The organism is Dehalobacter sp. CP (genome assembly GCF_047652685.1).
Classification (GTDB): Bacteria; Bacillota; Desulfitobacteriia; order Desulfitobacteriales; family Syntrophobotulaceae; genus Dehalobacter.
Map to the genome: position 1 here is coordinate 1,427,778 of NZ_CP157399.1, position 18,534 is coordinate 1,446,311.

Here is an 18,534-nt window from a genome sequence, read left to right on the forward strand (position 1 = left end):
ACCTTTGGTATTTCCTGCTAAATTGTTTGTTGAAATTACATAATAGTCCTACATGAAATGAGGATATAAAAAACGCCTCGTATTTATTACGTGGCGTTAATCTCGATATTATGCTATTTATTATTATGCTATTTATTATTGCACACCTTGGTTTTGCTCAAGATTATATTTGAAATCTGCGACGCGCTGGACATAACTATCTGGATCAGCTGAGCCGCCGTCTTCCATCTGCTTTTGACAGCCTTCAAGGCCGTAGTGATTAGACAGCAGCATCAGATCAAAGACGAACTCATCGGCATACCCCTGAGCAGCCCAGTAATTCCTGTAGTATGCCAACTTTTCAATATCTGACTTTGCGGTGGTGTCAATTGGGATATTATCAATTCCTTCTGCCTGATAAACTGCTAAAACCAACGCATACGATAAATCGTTTTCCTCACAAAGATTCCGGATCGTGCCCTGCGGGTCTTCTGGCAGGATGCCCTGACTCGCGGGAATCTCCTGAACGGCAGCAGACTTACCTTCTGCTTGTTGAACGGAATGAACACAAACGGATACAAGGATAACGAGAGGGATGATAACGGATAAACGGCAAATAAAACCTCCTCTCATAAACATGATGCCCACCCCTTCCCATATATTTATTTCCTGGATACCTCAATCCCCTTTCGCGAAATACAATAAATTTCTTCATTCACCGTTCATATATTCTTATATATATTCTCTCCATAATATATTCTTTTTAATAGAAGAATAGTTTTGCTATCATATTTTTAAGGATATTTTTTAATTAGACGCATTTTGTTGTGTTGATCTGATAACGGGTTTATTAAAAATTTTAATTAATTATCTGGTTAAAAAATCCGCATAATGTTACAATATTTTTATCCTTCGCAGATTATTTGTAGATAAAAATTTGATAAAGGGTGTAAGAATGGACATTTTTTTAATTATTGGAATCATTGTAGGTGCTCTTGCCGTAGTCGTAGGCATGATTGTCAAAGGAGCCAATGTAGCTGTGCTATTGAATCCAGCTGCGGCCATTATTATTCTGATCGGGACAACTGCAGCCGTGATGAACTCATTTCCAAGAAAAGAATTCTTGAACATTCCCAAAGTATTAGCTGCCCTTTTTCGAGAAAAACAACCATATGATGCTGTGTCGTTGATTGAACTTATCACTGAAATGGCGATGACAGCCCGTAAAGACGGCTTATTGTCCCTTGAACAGACGATTATGGAAATTGAAGACCGTTACTTGCAAAAAGGGCTAAGCCTGGTAGTTGACGGATTGGAGCATGATTATATTCAAGAGATCATGGAAATGGAAATTGATAATATGGAGGATCGTCACCGTGCCAATGCCTCGATATTTTCGGCGGCAGGCAGCTATGCTCCGACGCTGGGAGTATTAGGTGCAGTCGTGGGCCTAATCGGAGCGCTCGGCAATTTAAATGATACGGAAAAACTTGGCCATATGATCGCCGCCGCATTCGTCGCGACATTGTTCGGAATTTTTCTCGGCTATGTTGTCTGTCACCCGATCGCTTCCCGCTTAAAAAGAAAATCAGCTGCCGAAACTAAGAATATGCGCATTATTGTTGAAGGAGTTCTGGCTCTTCAGGCCGGAGAGAACCCCAGCAGTATTAAAGTAAGATTGACTGGCATGCTCGATCCGAAAGAAAGAAAAATCCTAGAGGAAAAGGAAAAAAATAAACAAGGCAGCGGTGAATAAGGATGTCGAAGAAAAAGCAACACCATGAAGAACATGTTGATGAATCCTGGCTGCTGCCTTATTCCGACCTACTGACGCTTCTGCTTGCGCTTTTTATCGTTATGTTTGCCATTAGTCAAGTTGATAAAGTAAAACTGCAGCAGTTGAGCGAGTCTTTCAAAGAAATTTTTGCAGGCGGGGCCAGCTTTTTAGAAAAGGAAAGCGACCAAGTGGTAGAACTTGAACCATCCAGTTCTGAGAATGTTTCTGCTTCTGCTCTTGAACAGGATAAGATGGCGGAGATAAAGAAACAACTCGAAAAGGAAATCTATGAAAGCGGTTATTATAATAACGTCAAAGTAAATCTGGATAAGGAAGGTTTGCAGATCGTTATTCAGGATGTGATGCTGTTTGCGTCGGGTGACGCGGAAATCCTCGATGCGTTCTCCCCTCTCCTTCTGCAGATCGGGAAAATGCTAAATGGTATGGACAACGATATAAAAGTCGTAGGCCATACGGACGACCGGCCCATCCATACTGAGAAGTTTCGTTCCAACTGGGAATTAAGCGTAATTCGCGCGATCAACGTCATGAATTTCCTGGTTGATCAGGGCGGAATGAATCCTGAAAGATTTTCAGTCCAGGGCTACGGGCAGTACTCCCCTATTTCCGATAATACGATTGAGGAAGGCCGGGCAGAAAACAGGCGCGTCGAGATCTTCCTTCTTCGTAAGTATCCCGTTGCAGAATAATAAGAAAATTGAATTGATCTGAGAAAATATGATTATTGAAAAAATACGATTGCATTCAGGCAATCGTATTTTTAATATATTCAGGAAAATGAAATCTACTTGACAGCAGTATAATGTTGAAATATCCTGGAATTAGTCGAATTATTGCATTCAGGTGAGAGCGCAGGTGAGATTTATGTTGGCCATGTCTTATATATCGATGATTGTGGCGTATACCTTTGTCTTATTTGGTTTCTATATTTTAAAATTGAATCATAAGGAAACCTTAAACAGATTATCAGCCTCTCTGAATTTCTGTTTTGCATACTGGTCGTTCATTTATTCATTCCTTTATCTCGCCCCAAGTCCCGAGAGTGCTTTATTCTGGCATCGGATCGCTGCGATTGGTTGGGTGATGTTCTGTCCGCTGGCCACTCACTTTTTTCTGGTTCTATCGGAAAAAACAAAAAATATTCATGGTATCCACTGGTATATCCCCTTGTATGGCCTGCCGGCAATTTTACTGTTTAAAACACTGTTGACAAATGAATCACTGGTGGCCAAAGTCTTTGTCCAGAGTACAAGTGGCCTGGGCTGGACGTATGAACTCAATATTGGTTCAGTCTGGTTCTGGTTGTATTGGCTTATGCTTTTTGCTTACTTAGGCGTTGCGCTGTTCTTTACCATAAGGTGGGGCAAAAACAGCCAAAGACCGAGGTTCATTAAACAAGCCAAAAGCATTTCGATTCTGGCGGGCGTCATGATGTTGATCGGGATCGGCACTGATTTGATCCTCCCTTTGATCACCCCGTTTATTCCGCCTTTATTTCATTTTTTCTCGATCTTCTGGGGATTAGGCGGCATCTATATGATCCGAAGGTATAAACTGATGGATGTGAATATAGCGGTGACACCGGACATTATTTTGGAGACAGTGATGGATCCGATCGTTCTGCTTGATAATAAAGGAATTATCCGTAAATGCAACCAGGCGACATTTGACCTGCTGAAATATGATGCCAGTGAAATGCTCGGCCGGAGATTCTCCGATTTTTTTAAAGCTCAAAAGTATAACCTGCAAAGAACAGATTTGTTGTTTAAAAACAAGTCTTTGCGTAATATTGAGTTTGATATGGTTGATTCGTCAGGCAAAGTTATCAGTATTATGGCATCATTCTCGGTGACCGAAACCGAGCTTGACGGAATTGTCGGCGTTGTTGGCAATCTTCATGATATTACAGGATACAAAGCTATGTCCAAAGAACTGGAAAAGATGGCCAATTACGACAAACTGACCAATCTTCCGAACCGCAGGATGTTCTACAATAAATTGGAGAAGGCCATTGAGAAATACCATAAGCATGATCAGCAATTTGCGCTGGTATTTATCGATTTAGATGGGTTTAAGGTCATTAACGATACCTTTGGCCACGACATCGGTGACCAAATGCTGATGAAGGTTTCGTCGCTCCTGGCCGGGGTGGTCAGACGGCAGGATGTGATAGCGCGTCTGGGCGGCGACGAATTTGTTCTATTGTTTTCCAGATTGCAGAATAAGACAGAGCTTGACGGAATTATGCAGAGAATGCAGGAAAAGCTTGTCAAACCCATCATGATAAACAATAAGATTTGCCGGGTTGGAATGTCGTTTGGGATTAGTATATGTCCGGACGATGGAATGACCCCTGACGAACTTTTGAAAACAGCTGATCTCCGCATGTATCGGGAGAAAAAATATTCAGGTTAACGTTTGATGGACTTCATGCGGGAGCGGACATTCGGTTTGACGCGATAGTCTTCAGGAGACACGATTGCTTCGGGCGTTCGTGTCTTTTTGATGCCTGTTTCAGCCTCAGCCTTGTTACGGATATATTTATGGCTGATGTTGGGATTGCTGGTTCTGCGGGATTGAATCTCAAATTGTTTTAAGGAAGCAATCAGCGGTGTCAGCTTAACGTGGCCGTAGTTTCTGGTATCAAAATCAGGATAGCGCTTATTCAGCTTGATGCCGACTTCACCTAAAAATGCCCAGCCATCTTCATCGGAACTTTCAGTGACGATAATTTTGATTGCTTCAATAAGTTCATCAATGCTGGCCATTCCTTCCTGAGGTGTCCCCTGCACCCGCGTTTTAACCTGTTCGTTTGTCTCATAAGGACTTGTCGGAATGACACCTAGAACCTCAAGGTATTTGAACTTTTCACAGGCAGCGATAAACGGCTGCGGCGTTTTCTTCTCGCCCATACCCATCACATACATGCCGGCTTCCCTGAGCCTGGAGGCTAGTTTGGTAAAATCGCTGTCGCTGGAGACGATGCAAAAGCCATCAACGCTTTTGGAATATAAAATGTCCATCGCATCAATGATCAAGGCAGCGTCGGTGGCATTTTTCCCTGTTGTGTAGCTGTATTGCTGTATCGGTGTGATCGAATAATTCAGAAGCACGGTTTTCCAGGATGCGAGGTTCGGTTTTGTCCAGTCTCCGTAGATCCGTTTATAGGTTGGGGTGCCGTGATTCGCAATTTCATCGAAGATGTATTTGATATATTTTTCTGAGACGTTGTCTGCGTCAATCAGTACGGCAATTTTTTTATCGTTTTCCATACGCATTCTCCTTACATTTTTTCATATATCTTATTTTATTAATTTACTTTTATCAGTCTGGGGGGCACAGTGCCGCTGTTAATGATTTTTGTTCTGTTTATTCAAAGCCTCTTTAAGCAAATCGCCAAGATTGCTGCCAATATTTTGCTGGTCACTGTATTGGGCAATCAGTTTTTGGTTGACCTGGCTTGCTCGCTTGGAACTGGTAAAGCCGGTGTCCCGTTCTTTTTCCGGCTGACGGTGGCCGCAGGCCCGGTCCTGACAAACCAGCATTTTGCCGCGTTTACCATTGACCAGCAGCATGTATTTTTTGCAGACCGGACATCTGGTTTTTGTCATATTGTCGGCATGGTATGTGGCGCTGTCCGAGGCGACACTGTGAACCAGTTCACTGGCTTTGGTCCGGATCCCTTTAATGAATTCAGTCTTGCTTCCGTTCCCTTTAGCAATGTCTGTTAAAGCTTGTTCCCACTGGGCAGTCAGCTCGGGACTCCGAAGCTCAGGAGCCACAAGGCTGATCAGCTGACGGCCTTTGGATGTAGGCACCAATTCTTTCCCGCTGCGTTCAATATAACTGGTATGCAGCAGTTTTTCAATAATTTCCGCTCTTGTAGCCGGAGTACCGAGACCACTCCCCTTCATCGTTTCCCGGAGCTCCTCATCTTCAATGAATTTCCCCGGATTTTCCATTGCTGTGAGCAAGGTGGCTTCCGTATAGCGTGCCGGTGGTTTCGTCTTCCCCTTTTGGGGCTTCAGGCTTTTGATCGTCCGTTCCTCGCCCTGCTCCAGTTTCCCGAGCGTTTGTTCAGGCAAAGCGTCCTCCCTGCTTTCTTCTGATTCCGTCTGATGGGAAGTGATAGAGCGCCAGCCCTGGTTTTTCATCACTTTTCCCGTTGCATAAAACATTTCGCCATTAATACCGGCGATAACCGTCAGTTGGTCATAGCGGTACGGCGGAGAGAGGATGGCCAGAAAACGCCGTACGATCAGGTCATACAAAGATTTTTCATCATGGGTCAGATCCCCGAGCTTCAAAGGCTGCTCAGTCGGAATGATCGCATGATGATCCGTTACTTTACTGTCGTCCACTAGTCGTTTCGTCGGCTTGTAAGGCTGTGCCAACAGCTTTTTGGCCGTTTCGGCATAAGGCCCTGCGGCCAGCCCTTTGAGCCTGGACGGCAGAGTCGGTACAATATCGGCGGAGAGATAGCGCGAATCTGTACGCGGGTAGGTAACCAGTTTATGCCGTTCGTATAAATTCTGCAGCGTACTGGAAGTTTTCTGGGCGGAAAAGCTAAGTTTGCGATTCGCATCACGCTGCAGTTCAGTAAGGTCATAAGCCAGTGGGGCTGGTTCGCTTTTGCTCTCGCGCTTGACCTGCATAATTCTTGCAGATTGCTTTTCCAGCTTGCCCAGCAGGGCTTCAACCTGCTGGTAATCATAAATCCGGCTGCCGTCTTTGCCACGCCAGTCAGCAAAAAAGTCGCCGAAGTCCGCTCGGATTGTCCAGTAATCAACCGGAACAAACTTTCTGATCTCGTCCTCCCGCTGAACGATCATGGCAAGCGTCGGGGTCTGCACTCTTCCGGAATTCAGCTGGGCATTATACTTACAGGTTAAAGCCCTGGTCACATTCAGGCCGATCAGCCAATCCGCTTCGGCTCTGCAAACAGCGGCATCGTAAAGATCATTATATTCGGGTCCGGGCTTTAATCTCGCGAAGCCTTCCAGGATGGCGGCATCGGTCTGGGATGAAATCCAGAGACGTTTGAAAGGTCTCTTCCAATTACTCAGTTTCATGATCCAGCGTGCGACCAATTCGCCCTCTCGTCCGGCATCGGTGGCTATAATCAGTTCTTTGATATCGTTTCGTTTCATCAGTTTGCTTACCGTCTGATATTGCTGGGAAGTCTGGCGAATCACCTTGAGCTTTAACTGTTCCGGAAGCATTGGCAGATCTTCCATCCGCCATTCTTTATATTTTTGGTCATAATCCTCAGGTTCGGCCAAAGTGACCAGGTGTCCTAAAGCCCAAGTAACGACGTATTGTGGTCCTTCGATAAAACCCTTGTTTTTAATATTACATTTAAGAACCCGGGCAATTTCCCGGGCCACACTCGGCTTTTCAGCCAGGACCAACGATTTCATGCATATTCCTCCGATTTAGATATCCTATGTACCATTATAGCATAAATTTGTAAGGAGTTTTTTATAAAGAAACGGCCTGTTAGCGGCCGTTCCTTGAAAGAATTTATGATATTAATTTAATGATCAAACTCAAATTTAAGTTTTCCATTGGCGGCATCTTCCCAAACCAAACAGGCGTTGAAAGATTTTCCGCTTTTGGATTTGAATCCTTTAATCAAGGGTGTTTTACCTTTCTTTAGCAGGCTTTTCATCTGGGTCTGGCTAAGTGTTTTACCGCAAATCGGTGTTTTCCAGACCACAAATCCACAGCCGCTTTTCCAATTGGAGCAGCCATAACCTTTATTGCCTTCAATGACACCTTCCCCGCACCGCGGACAGGGACCCAGTTTTTCAGGTCCGCTTTCCCGGGCTGCTGAAGAGCCATTTTCTTTTTTGGCGCCCTTTGTTTTTTTAGCCGACTTGTCTGTTTGATCTGATTGATCTTCCGAAGATGTGTGAACTTTCTTGGAAGATTTCGCAGATTCGGCAGATCTGGCAGACCTGGCCGGAGCCTGGGCCAACGGCGTTTTGCCATATTTTTGTTCATAAGCCCGAAGTTCATTGATGATTCGTATCACCGCTTCCTCGACCTCAGACATGTATTTTTCCAGTGCCAGTTCGCCTTTTTCAACCTGCGCCAGGTCATACTCCAGCTGACCGGTCATTTCCGCGCTGATCAGAAGGGCGGCATGCGGAAGCCTGTTTTGAATTAAAGAAATCAACTGGGTCCCTTTTTCTGTCGGCCGCAGCGTTTTTTGCTCCTGTCTGATATAGCCACGCTGAAGCAGATTTTCAATGATCGCGGGCCGGGTAGCCACTGTCCCGAGACCCTTCCCTTTCAGCTGCTGGCGCAGAACATCGTCTTCAATTTGTTTACCCGCACTCTCCATCGCTTTAAGCAGATCACCCTGGGTAAAACGTTTCGGAGGTTTGGTACTCTTTTCGTCGATCCGGACCTCGGTTATCTGAACAGAGTCACCCTGACTGACCGCCGGAAGTTCTGTGTTTTCTTCTTGCTGGTTCTCGCGATTCTTATTTTTTCTCCTGGTCTTTCCTGTTGTTCCGCTGCTTTCAGCCTGAGGATCCTGAGCGTCTTCGAAATCGTAGACCATTTTCCAGCCTGAGCTGAGCAGAATCCTGCCTTTGGTACGAAAATGTTCCTGGGCCGCTTCCGTAATGATTTCCGTCTGCTGATACCAGGCAGGAGGAAACCAGACAGCCAGAAAACGCCGTGCAATCAGGTCAAAAAGCTGACGTTCGGCTTCCGGCAGCTTATTCAAATGAACAGTTTCTGTCGTTGGAATGATCGCATGGTGAGCCGTAATCGTGTTGATGACCCGTTTGTTTTGAGGCACACCATAGGTCATTGCTTCATCTACATTTTCCTGATAAGGCTCCTGACGCAGGGCTTTCAGGTGGGCTGGCAGCTTTGGAATCATATCCGCGGGCAAATAAGCACAATCCGTACGTGGGTAGGTGATGGCCTTTTTATCATAAAGAGACTGGGCTAGTTCCAGGACCTTTTCGGCACTAAATCCGAATCGTCTGGAAGCTGTGACAGTCAGGCTTGTCAAATCGAAAAGCAAGGGCGGAGCTTCGGAAACCTTTCTTTGTTCAGCCCGGATGATTTTCCCTGGCTGCCCCTGTGTTCTCGCAGCAATGTGTTCGGCAGTTTCCCTGTCGGTCAGGCGTCTGTTTTCCTGAGCGGGATCAAACCAGCGTCCGGTGTATTGTCCCTGCTCCGCAGAGAAGGCTGCACTGATTTCAAAATAGGCTTCAGCAACAAATTGCTCAATTTCCCACTCTCTACGGACGATCAGCGCCAGTGTCGGTGTCTGTACCCTGCCGATGGAAATCACATTTGGCTTTTTGCGGACTGTATCGAAGCTGCCAAACAAAGAGGTGAAGCCTTCGGTCAGATTCATCCCAAAGTCCCAGTCCGCAAAGGCTCTGCCATTGCCTGCTGCTGACAGACCTTCCACGGCCTGACCCGGCCTTAACTGATTCATTCCTTCCAGGATAGCCTCTCGCGTCAGCGAAGAAATCCAGAGCCGGGAGAGCGGTTTTGTACATCCCACTAAGTCCCAGACTTCCTGAAAGAGAAGCTGCCCTTCCCTGTCGGCGTCCGTTCCGCAAATAACCTGTTTGATTTCAGAAGATTTCAGCCATTTTTGTAAAACTTGAAATTGTTGGCGCGTTTGGGATTTGATTGTACGCCGAAACGAATCGACAGCTGGCAGAACGGGCAGACGTTTAAGACTCCAGCGCTTCCCGACGCGTTCTAGATCCATATAGCCTTCCGGCCTTTCCAGCTCCAGAAGATGACCGATACACCAGGTTATCACATACTGGTCATTTTCGAGCCAGCCTTGTCCTTTGCCTTTTACCCCCAGGGCTGCAGCATATTCCCGGGCCTGAGCCGGTTTTTCAGCAATAATCAGTATTCTTTCCATAGGATCTTCTTTCCGTATCATTTTCTTTGCCTATGAATCTTACAGACATCAAGTACCCTATTAGCTCTAAAATGCATGTAACACTGAGAAAAAGTTTAGCTTAATTTTCCATAATACTCAGTATAGCATAAATTAACCGGTACTTTGGGATAGAAAATGTCAGCTTTTCTGTTGAAAGCTGAAACTTTTTATTATTTCATGTGTATTAATAAATGTAAATAAGAAAAGGGATGATCAGGTGCTATGTTTTTGTTAACAATTATTGGCTATATTTTGCTGGGTTTCGTGATGATTCTGGCAGCTATGATCTTTATCCCGTACCATTATCAGGCTGTTGCGGAGAATCTTGGCCATTCTCAAATGAAGGGGTCCGTTTCCTGGCTCTTTGGCGGAATCAGGATGGAGTTTATCAAATATCCTAAACGCAAGGCTGAAACGACGTTGATAATTTTGGGTCTGACTAAAAAATTCCAGGAACGGCCAGACTCTAAGAAAGAAGATCAAAAAAAATTCGGAATAGCGTCCAAGAACAATGCCAAAAAAAATCTGCACACTGATTCTGTAAAAGACTCAATATCTGCCCAAAAAAGACATCAAAATGAATTTGGTATTCGTCAATTCCTGCGGACCGATGTTTTGAAAAAAATCCTGGCATCCCTGAGGAAAATCGCCAGGCATATCCTGCCGGATCAGCTGATCGTGAACGCCAAAATAGGCTTTTCTGATCCAATGTATACCGGTTTCCTGTCGGTACTGCTGACTCAGGGATACCTTTGGTATGACAGATTTGATATCGCTGTCGAACTTGTATTTGGTCAGGAAATGCTGGAAGGAAGGTTTTTCATTGGCGGAAGGATCTGGCTGCCCTATTTGCTCTCTGTAATCATCGGGCTTCTGGTCACGAAACCAATTCGCAATATCATGTTAACGAACTTAAAAATCAAATTTAAAGGAGGATCGCCCTATGTCGGATAGTTTTAACATTGGCGAAAATATCACCAACATCTTTGAAAAACTGGAAAGCTTTCTGAAGACCAAGACCGTCGTCGGCGAACCTATGCAGGTCGGAGAAATCATTCTTGTTCCATTCATCGATTTTACATTCGGTCTGGGTACGAGCGGCGGAAACGGCATTGAACAGAAAAGCAACCAGGGTTCGGGTGGCGGCGCCTGTAGTGGCGGCCGTATTTCGCCAACAGCAGTTCTGGTTATCAGAGGCGATCAGGTCGAACTGCTGCCGATTGAAAAATCAGGAGGGCTCGAAAAACTAATCGATATGGTTCCCGAGATCGTGAATAAAGTCAAAGATCAAAAATGCAGTGAAGAATAAATCATATGTCTAATATTTAGTGGTGCTTCCCGGCGGACGAAAAGTTCACCAGGAAGCACCACTTCTAATTTAAATCATGCGTGTTCATTCTATTACGGAATGTAATCAAACCGTAGACATGCATCTTTTGTTGTTAAGAAAGCAGTATTTTATCAACAAACACGATCAACTGTTCGATTTCCGGCTTCGTGATTTGGGCATAGGCACCGAGCGACTGCCCTTTCCTTCTTAGCTCTTCACTGATCATCGAGGAGAAGATAATGACGGGCAGCTCTTTAAGCTTGTCATCCTCTTTTATTTTTTTGATCAAATGATGACCATCCATTTGGGGCATTTCAATGTCTGTAATGACCAGCTGCACTTTATCTTCGATCGAGCTGCCGTCAGCAATCATTTTGTTCAGACTATCCCATGCTTCCAGACCATTATCGTTAGGAACCACATGATAACCTGCAGCGCTAAGTGTTCTGATTAACAGTTCCCTAAGAACACGGGAATCCTCTGCGATTAATATCGTTTTTGTCTTTCTGAGGTCGTCCATTTCTTCAGCTACCGCGGGTATCGTTGATAACCTTTTGTTCATGGTCGGATCAATCTCAGAAATAATCTTTTCAAAATCGATCAGAACGATGATTTTTTCTTCCAGCTTAACGACACCGACCGCAAAGTCCGAACCGGCAATATCCGACAAAGGTTCCATCTGGGTCCAGGATACGCGGTATATCCTCGTGACTTCATCAACTCTGAAGCTGATCATTTCACCATTGATTTCACAAACAATGATCTGCTGGTTATCTGTGGCCTGCTTAACGCCGGTTAGGCATCGCGTCAGATCAACAAGCGGAATGATCTTATCCCGTAAAGTAAATAGTCCCTCTATATATGGATGTGAACCTACCAGGTGTGTCACCTTGACATTGTTGATAATTTCCCTTACTTTGGCGACGTTAATCCCATAGAATTTCCCGTCTACGGTAAACTCGATAATTTCAAACTCATTGGTTCCGGATTCCAGCAAAATTCCTTTATCGTCCTGCATCGTCTGTCTCCTCTTCCCTGGAGTATTTATATCTTGTATTTTTCGCTAAAGAAGTTCCAAAATCCTTCAGAATTCGTCTTTTCTTCAATTAATTATTTCGGTTTATTTCAATAAATACAGTTTTATTGTGCCATTTGAGCATTCAGCGATTCACTTTTCTTACTTTCCGCAGTTTACCTTTGAGCGGCGTTGTTTGCAAGGCTTCAAGGACAAGTGGCCCTTTAAAGTTTAGGATTTCCACATAACTCAATTCATCCAAAATATTGATAATCCCGATGTCAGCTGCAGTCATACCCGCAATGTTCGTCAGTGCGCCCACAATATCTGCCGGCCGGATCTTGGATTTCTTTCCGGCATTGATCTGGAGCTTCATGATTTCCAAATTGATCCGGGTGCCTTTCATGGCTTTATTATCCGGCAAAACGGTTATTTTTTCCTGAAAGCCGACTTCTGCATTGCGGACAGTATCCTGAGACGGTCTTTGTTTCAGCGGGATCTCCTGTCCAATATATTTCTGTATATCCTGCAGGTAACTGTCATCTTCTTCGGTCACAAAGGAGATTGCTTTGCCGTTTTTATTCAAACGCCCTGTTCTGCCAATCCGGTGTACATAGCTTTCCTTTTCCTGCGGCAGATCAAAGTTGATGACAAGTGAAATATCTTCGATGTCAATCCCCCGGGCTGCCACATCTGTTGCAATCAGGTACCGAAAATAACCCCGTTTAAAATCATCCATGACACTCAGACGGTGCCCTTGTTCCATTCCGCCATGAATTTTGGCGCAGGGATAATCAAGCAGTTTCAATTCCGCATAGACCTCATCCACCTGATGTTTGGTATTGCAGAAGATCAGGCAGCTATCGGGGTTCTCAGTGACTGAAAGATCTTTAAGAAGCTTTATTTTATCCTGTCGGGTAAGGAGGTATCTTTCCTGGGAAATTCTTTCCGCGGCGGATGTTTCTTCTTGCGTTTCTACATAGACTGGCTCGCGCAAATAGTGATCACACAGTGTTCTGACATCAGAAGGCATCGTGGCCGACAGCAGGGCTGTAACGCGGTCGGCAGACAAGCTGCCAAGGATGGTTTCCGTCTGTTCCAGAAAGCCCATATTCATCAGTTCATCCGCTTCGTCAATAACCAGGTATTTGACACAAGAAGTATCCAGCGTTCCTTTCTGAAGATGATCGATCAGCCGGCCAGGCGTTCCCACCACAATATGCGTTTTTTGCTTCAGCTCTTTCTCCTGATAATAGAAAGGAGATTTACCGTATACTGCAGCAATTTTTAGTCTTTTAAAACGGCCGATATGAAACAGATCCTCTTTGACCTGGATGGCCAGTTCTCTCGTTGGCGTGATGATCAGGGCCTGAGGTTTATTTTCTTCCCAATCCACCAGCTGGCAAAGCGGAATAGCAAAAGCAGCCGTCTTGCCGCTGCCGGTCTGAGATTTAACAATCACATCTTTTTGCGCCAGAAACAATGGGACGACCTGCTGCTGGACGTTGGTAGGCTTGTTATAATTCAGCAGGTGAAGGGCTTTTAATATTTCCGGACTTAACGGATAGCGTTGAAAAGAAGCCTCATGCATACGATCATCTCTTTCTCATCAGGAATATGTATAAATTTTTAGATTTACTCGGGTTAGTCAACGTAATGGATGGCCGCTTTCGGTCGTTGTGTCATCCTGACACAAAATCCCGCGCTTCGCAATCCATGCTCCGCTTGACGCTGTCCATCCATTACGTTGACTTAGTCTGGAGTTAGTGATCAGTCTGGGGGGCACAGTTCCGCTGTGAGCGGAGCACGATGCGAAGCGCGGCTTTTTGACGGCCACGGATGGCCTAATGTCGCGATGCCATGGATGGCAAGGAGCGGACTCGCCAAGGATGGCGCAACAGCCGGAAAGCGGTATTGTGCCCCACAGATTAGCTCTAACAAAATGATATTAAAAATAGTAATGCGATTTACGAATCGATCTACTATTATTATTCTATACAGTATTATTTCTGCAGATCAGGAATCAATTCCTTTATTCTTTCTTCCAAGTGCCTTATTAACGTTAAATGCATAGTAGCAACCTAAATAAATACGACCTCCTTGCAGAAAGGAGGCCGTAGTCCGCGTCATGGATTTAGATTACATATTTGCAGCAAGCGCATGAAGGGATAAATCCTCTGACCTTTCGGCGATATGATTCAAAACCTTGATAATGGTTGCAGGAGAAGATGTCTGTTTGACAACTTTATACTCTCTGGAAGTTTCGCCATACATACTTTTGAGGACAAGGAGTACGTCATTTTTGACGGCCACAAATTGATCCGCTTCAAAAGCATTCGCTAGTTTTTTAAGTTCATGACAAAAACGCATAAAAAAAACACCTCCTTCTCACATGCTCCAATACTTCAGGGAGTGTTACTTCAATATTTCAGAATTCAGTTATACAATGACGTAAATGAAATCTTGATATCCGTAAAAATACTCCGAAATGTATTATATAGAAGGAATAATGATGTGTCAACCATCTTTTACGGCAGCTGTTACGGCAGCATACGCTCTACGCTCGATTAAGACATTTTCTGCAGCTATCAGATAATTTACTTATACGTAAATTTTAAATATAATGGTAGTACTGGCCAATTGTGGAAATATATTTCGTTGTCATGGAGGATAGATCAATGGATGTTTCGACTTTGAAAATGCGCAATGGAGCAAAGTTGAGAATCAGAATCTAATCGACAAGCTCAGCATTAAGCGCTTTATGCTTTTATATGTGGAAGCTATTAAATGGACCAGATCCCTGGATTATTAACATGAAATGTTCATTGGGTGAAGTCGTATCATTGGAGCGAATCATTGAAGCGTATCATTCGAGCAAAGACAGGAATGTGAAGTTTAGACAATCAATCAGTCCACGGTTCGTCAGGCGCAGTTCCGGGATAACAGGCAGACTTAAGAGCGCCATGGTCATAAACGGCGAGACCAAACTGCATCCAAGCTCTTTCCAGGCTTCATCAAGCTGAGCTACCATTCCAGCCACTTCTTCGACCGGTCTGTCCGACATTAAGCCGGCAATCGGCAGAGGAAGTATGGCCAGCACTTTCCCGTCTCTCACTGCGGCCATCCCGCCGCCAAGGTCAGCCAGTATGTTGCCGGCAAGCGCCATATCCTCGTCATTTACACCGATAATGATCAGATTATGGCTGTCATGAGCCACTGTTGATGCGACTGCCCCGCTCTTCAGCTGAAAACCTTTGACATACCCGAGGCCATAATTTCCCGGGCCGCCGTGCCTTTCCAGGACCATAACCTTGGCAATATCGGCTGTAATGTCAGGACATACCTGCCCTTGCGCTATTCCCATCTCGATCACGCGATGAAGGGTTCCGGCCTGGGCTTCTTTGATCTCGATGACATGTGCCCTGACCGTCGTTCTTCCTTCCGGAGCTTTGATGATGAAGTCTCCGGATTTCAGTTTATTGGACAGATGAACGGAACTGCGGAACTTCTCCGGATAGCTGACGGACGAAATTTCAGCCAGCATCCGTCCTTGTTCTGCTATGATTTCCCCGTCTATCATTACTTTTTCTACGGTGACTTCCGCGAGGTCACGCAGAAAAACAATATCTGCACATCTGCCAGGCGAGATACTCCCGAGATGCCGGTCAAGCCCGAAACACTGAGCAGGATTAAGGGTTGCCATTTGAATCGCCGTAACCGGATTGACACCCTGGCGAATCGCCTGGCGGATCACATGGTTGAGATGTCCTTTGGCCAAAAGGGTATGCGGATGCACATCGTCCGTCACCAGCACGGCATACCGGGAATCTACTTTGTTTTCAGTAATGGCCCGGACGGTTTCCTTAACGTCCTGCCAGGCTGAACCTTCCCGCAGTTTGGCATACATACCGAGACGCATCCGGGCCAGGGCATCCTCCTTGGTCGTACTTTCATGGCAGGACAGGATTCCGGCTGCTGCATAAGCCTGCAATCCTTTTTCGAGATCAGCAGAAGCGTAATGCCCGGTAACCGGCTTGCCGGTGCTTAGCGTTACCTTTAATTCGGCATGAACATGCACATCACCAGAGATGACTCCCGGATAATTCATCATTTCCCCGAGTCCGATGATCCGGCTGTCCTGCAGCGCTTCTTTGATTTCAGCCGGACCAATCACCGCTCCGACATCTTCAAAACCCGGGGCAGCAGGTACACAGGACGGCATGGTGGCAAATACTTTAAGCGGCATGGCCTGTCCTTCTTCGACCATCATCTTAACGCCTTCCGGGCCGAAGACATTGGCAATTTCATGCGGGTCCATAACAATACACGTCGTTCCCTGCGGCAGAACAGCCCTGGTGAATTCCCTCAGCGTGACCATGCTGCTCTCAACATGCAGATGTCCGTCCAGAAAACCCGGTGCCAGTGTATAGCCTGAGGCATCGATGAATTCCGTCTGTTCCCCGATGGCAGGCGCGGCATTACCGACCAGGACAATCCGGCCGTGTTTGATCGCAATGTCCTTGTTTTCTTCGATTTCACAAGTATTTACATTGATGATCCGGCCGCCCCTGATCACCGTGTCCGCTTTCAGGATACCCATGGCGGTTTGAGCCAGTTCGGCTGTTTTCTCCTGAAAATCTTTCACGAGAAAATTGAGTACACAATCATTCAACACGTTAATCCCCTCGTTTTATTTCATGGATAATTCCTTTTAGCTATGATTAATTTTATCAATGATTATTAATGATGCTATTTCATCTCATTGATTATAGACCATTTTCTGTCTGGGCGGCAATCAGGGTGGCTGCTCCGTATTTTTCCCTTAAACGCGGTTTCTCAATCTTACCGGTTGGATTGCGCGGGACCTTGTCGAAAATAATCCGGCGCGGACGTTTATAGCGGGGCATTGGTGCACAGAAAACGCCGATATCTTCTTCTGTGCAGATACTTCCCGGTTTGAGTTCGATGATTGCTGCGGTAATCTCACCCAGGCGCGGATCAGGCAGACCAATCACTGCGACATCCTTAATCGACGTATGCACACGCAGGAAGTCTTCGATCTGAACCGGATAAATATTCTCGCCACCGCTGATGATCACATCTTTTTTTCTATCGACCAAATAAATAAAGCCGTCCTCATCCATCCTGGCCACATCACCGGTCAGCAGCCAGCCGTCTTTCAGGGCTACAGCCGTGGCTTCAGGGTCGTTGTAGTAGCATTTCATGACACCCGGACCTTTGACCCTCAGTTCCCCTACCTGACCCTGCGGAACCGGACAGCCGTTTTCGTCGGTAATTTGAACTTCCCACTGATAACCGGGTATACCAATCGCGCCCACTTTATGGATGTTCTCTATGCCAAGATGCACACAGCCCGGTCCGATGGACTCACTCAGGCCGTAATTCGTATCGTACAGATGATTTGGAAAATAGTTTTTCCAGCGGCGGATCAGGCTGGGCGGTACCGGCTGGGCCCCTATATGCATCAGGCGCCAATGGGAGAGCTCATAATTCTCCAGCTTGACTTTGCCGCTCTCTATTGCATCCAGAATATCCTGAGCCCACGGAACGAGAAGCCAGGCGATGGTGATTTTTTCCTCGCTGATCGTCTTCAGAATCCACTCCGGTTTGACGCCGCGCAGCAGTACAGCTTTGCTGCCCGAGAGCAGGCTGCCGAACCAGTGCATTTTGGCGCCGGTATGATACAGGGGCGGTATGCACAGGAAATTGTCGTCACGGGTCTGCTCATGATGGTTTTGTTCCGTATAACAGGCCGACATTAAGCTCCGGTGTGTATGTAGGATAGCTTTCGGAAAACCGGTCGTCCCAGAAGAAAAGTAGACGGCCGCATCATCATCGTCAGACAGTACAACTTGCGGCACCTCTGAGGAACTGTTCGCTGCCAACCGGTCGTAATTCTCTGCGAAGGACGGACGGTTTTCACCCGCAAATAAAAGCGTTTTGACTTTAGGGATCTGATCGTAAATCGTTTCCACACGACCGATAAACTCCGGTCCGAAGATCAAAGTCATTGTATCGGACAATTCGAGGCAGTATTTGATTTCTTCAGCTGTGTAGCGAAAATTTAAAGGGACTGCAACGGCGCCGGATTTTAAGATACCGAAGTAAATCGGCAGCCATTCAAGGCAATTCATTAATAGAATGGCGACTTTATCGCCCTTCTTAATGCCTCTTTTCAGAAGGAAATTAGCCATGCGGTTCGCTTTTTCGTCAAAAACCCGCCAGGTCATTTCCAGCCGGTATTCCCCTGCCGGATTGTTTTCGATCAGTTCATACTCTCTCCAGGTGACGTTATGGCTTTCTTGAAGATCCAGATTAATCTCGGTCAGACATTTCTCCTGTCCGTACAACGCTGCGTTGCGTACCAACAATTCAGTAATGGGCATTGTTCAATCTCCTCCCGTTCTACCATGACAATATTTGTTTGTAATGAAACAAATTGATTTATATTAAACTGT

14 protein-coding genes are annotated in these 18,534 nt (G+C 45.7%); 5 read left to right on the forward strand and 9 right to left on the reverse strand.

Features of this window, described 5'->3' with window-relative positions; translation table 11 throughout:
- Positions 1-135 precede the first annotated feature (135 nt).
- Positions 136-618, reverse strand: coding sequence for a hypothetical protein (locus AAH944_RS07285; RefSeq protein WP_415537666.1), 483 nt, complete (start codon positions 616-618; stop codon positions 136-138).
- A 316-nt stretch (positions 619-934) separates the two neighbouring features.
- Here AAH944_RS07285 and motA point away from each other — a divergent pair, with 316 nt between their 5' ends.
- The 3 genes from motA (at position 935) to AAH944_RS07300 (ending at position 4,192) form a co-directional block, all read left to right on the forward strand.
- The gene (gene motA, locus AAH944_RS07290) at positions 935-1,735 is read left to right on the forward strand and encodes a flagellar motor stator protein MotA (RefSeq protein WP_020492508.1); all 801 of its coding nucleotides are present in this window, start codon (positions 935-937) and stop codon (positions 1,733-1,735) included.
- 2 nt (positions 1,736-1,737) lie between these two features.
- On the forward strand, positions 1,738-2,466 hold the full coding sequence (locus AAH944_RS07295; RefSeq protein ID WP_415537668.1) for a flagellar motor protein MotB: 729 nt from the start codon (positions 1,738-1,740) through the stop codon (positions 2,464-2,466).
- A 175-nt stretch (positions 2,467-2,641) separates the two neighbouring features.
- Positions 2,642-4,192 (forward strand): diguanylate cyclase domain-containing protein, encoded by a 1,551-nt coding sequence (locus tag AAH944_RS07300; RefSeq protein ID WP_415537815.1) that lies wholly within the window; start codon positions 2,642-2,644, stop codon positions 4,190-4,192.
- On the opposite strand, the gene AAH944_RS07305 is transcribed toward AAH944_RS07300, so the two are convergent.
- The 3 genes from AAH944_RS07305 to AAH944_RS07315 form a co-directional block, all read right to left on the reverse strand.
- Complete coding sequence (locus AAH944_RS07305; protein ID WP_415537670.1) at positions 4,189-5,049, reverse strand: NYN domain-containing protein; 861 nt, start codon at positions 5,047-5,049, stop codon at positions 4,189-4,191. The genes AAH944_RS07300 and AAH944_RS07305 overlap by 4 nt on opposite strands.
- Positions 5,050-5,127: 78 nt before the next feature.
- On the reverse strand, positions 5,128-7,197 hold the full coding sequence (locus tag AAH944_RS07310; RefSeq protein ID WP_415537672.1) for a DNA topoisomerase III: 2,070 nt from the start codon (positions 7,195-7,197) through the stop codon (positions 5,128-5,130).
- Between the two features lie 116 nt (positions 7,198-7,313).
- Complete coding sequence (locus AAH944_RS07315; protein WP_415537674.1) at positions 7,314-9,689, reverse strand: DNA topoisomerase 3; 2,376 nt, start codon at positions 9,687-9,689, stop codon at positions 7,314-7,316.
- Between the two features lie 243 nt (positions 9,690-9,932).
- Between AAH944_RS07315 and AAH944_RS07320 the strand changes: the two genes are divergently transcribed.
- Together AAH944_RS07320 and AAH944_RS07325 are read left to right on the forward strand one after the other, a co-directional pair.
- A complete protein-coding gene (locus AAH944_RS07320; protein ID WP_415537676.1) occupies positions 9,933-10,664 on the forward strand; it encodes a hypothetical protein in 732 nt (243 codons plus the stop codon).
- Positions 10,654-11,019 carry a GerW family sporulation protein gene (locus tag AAH944_RS07325; protein ID WP_368292391.1) on the forward strand — a complete coding sequence of 122 codons (366 nt, stop codon included), beginning with the start codon at positions 10,654-10,656 and terminating at the stop codon, positions 11,017-11,019. Before AAH944_RS07320 ends, AAH944_RS07325 begins: the two co-directional genes overlap by 11 nt.
- Positions 11,020-11,152: 133 nt before the next feature.
- Here the strand turns inward: AAH944_RS07325 and AAH944_RS07330 are convergent, their stop codons facing one another.
- From AAH944_RS07330 to AAH944_RS07350, 5 genes are all read right to left on the reverse strand, one after another.
- The gene (locus AAH944_RS07330; protein WP_415537678.1) at positions 11,153-12,058 is read right to left on the reverse strand and encodes a chemotaxis protein; all 906 of its coding nucleotides are present in this window, start codon (positions 12,056-12,058) and stop codon (positions 11,153-11,155) included.
- A gap of 142 nt (positions 12,059-12,200) precedes the next feature.
- The gene (locus tag AAH944_RS07335) at positions 12,201-13,646 is read right to left on the reverse strand and encodes a DEAD/DEAH box helicase (RefSeq protein WP_415537680.1); all 1,446 of its coding nucleotides are present in this window, start codon (positions 13,644-13,646) and stop codon (positions 12,201-12,203) included.
- A gap of 548 nt (positions 13,647-14,194) precedes the next feature.
- Positions 14,195-14,425, reverse strand: a complete 231-nt coding sequence (locus AAH944_RS07340) for a hypothetical protein (RefSeq protein ID WP_415537682.1) — start codon at positions 14,423-14,425, stop codon at positions 14,195-14,197.
- Positions 14,426-14,921: 496 nt separating this feature from the next.
- The gene (gene ade / locus AAH944_RS07345; RefSeq protein WP_415537684.1) at positions 14,922-16,730 is read right to left on the reverse strand and encodes an adenine deaminase; all 1,809 of its coding nucleotides are present in this window, start codon (positions 16,728-16,730) and stop codon (positions 14,922-14,924) included.
- Between the two features lie 91 nt (positions 16,731-16,821).
- Positions 16,822-18,462 (reverse strand): class I adenylate-forming enzyme family protein, encoded by a 1,641-nt coding sequence (locus AAH944_RS07350; protein ID WP_415537686.1) that lies wholly within the window; start codon positions 18,460-18,462, stop codon positions 16,822-16,824.
- Positions 18,463-18,534: the final 72 nt, after the last annotated feature.

Coding starts and splice junctions, on each gene's coding strand:
- AAH944_RS07300 (WP_415537815.1), top strand. CDS start 2,642: ATGTTGGCCATGTCTTATATATCGATGATTGTGGCGTATACCTTTGTC.
- motA (WP_020492508.1), top strand. CDS start 935: ATGGACATTTTTTTAATTATTGGAATCATTGTAGGTGCTCTTGCCGTA.
- AAH944_RS07330 (WP_415537678.1), bottom strand. CDS start 12,058: ATGCAGGACGATAAAGGAATTTTGCTGGAATCCGGAACCAATGAGTTT.
- AAH944_RS07325 (WP_368292391.1), top strand. CDS start 10,654: ATGTCGGATAGTTTTAACATTGGCGAAAATATCACCAACATCTTTGAA.
- AAH944_RS07295 (WP_415537668.1), top strand. CDS start 1,738: ATGTCGAAGAAAAAGCAACACCATGAAGAACATGTTGATGAATCCTGG.
- AAH944_RS07335 (WP_415537680.1), bottom strand. CDS start 13,646: ATGCATGAGGCTTCTTTTCAACGCTATCCGTTAAGTCCGGAAATATTA.
- AAH944_RS07320 (WP_415537676.1), top strand. CDS start 9,933: ATGTTTTTGTTAACAATTATTGGCTATATTTTGCTGGGTTTCGTGATG.
- AAH944_RS07310 (WP_415537672.1), bottom strand. CDS start 7,197: ATGAAATCGTTGGTCCTGGCTGAAAAGCCGAGTGTGGCCCGGGAAATT.
- AAH944_RS07285 (WP_415537666.1), bottom strand. CDS start 618: ATGTTTATGAGAGGAGGTTTTATTTGCCGTTTATCCGTTATCATCCCT.
- AAH944_RS07350 (WP_415537686.1), bottom strand. CDS start 18,462: ATGCCCATTACTGAATTGTTGGTACGCAACGCAGCGTTGTACGGACAG.
- AAH944_RS07315 (WP_415537674.1), bottom strand. CDS start 9,689: ATGGAAAGAATACTGATTATTGCTGAAAAACCGGCTCAGGCCCGGGAA.
- AAH944_RS07305 (WP_415537670.1), bottom strand. CDS start 5,049: ATGGAAAACGATAAAAAAATTGCCGTACTGATTGACGCAGACAACGTC.
- AAH944_RS07340 (WP_415537682.1), bottom strand. CDS start 14,425: ATGCGTTTTTGTCATGAACTTAAAAAACTAGCGAATGCTTTTGAAGCG.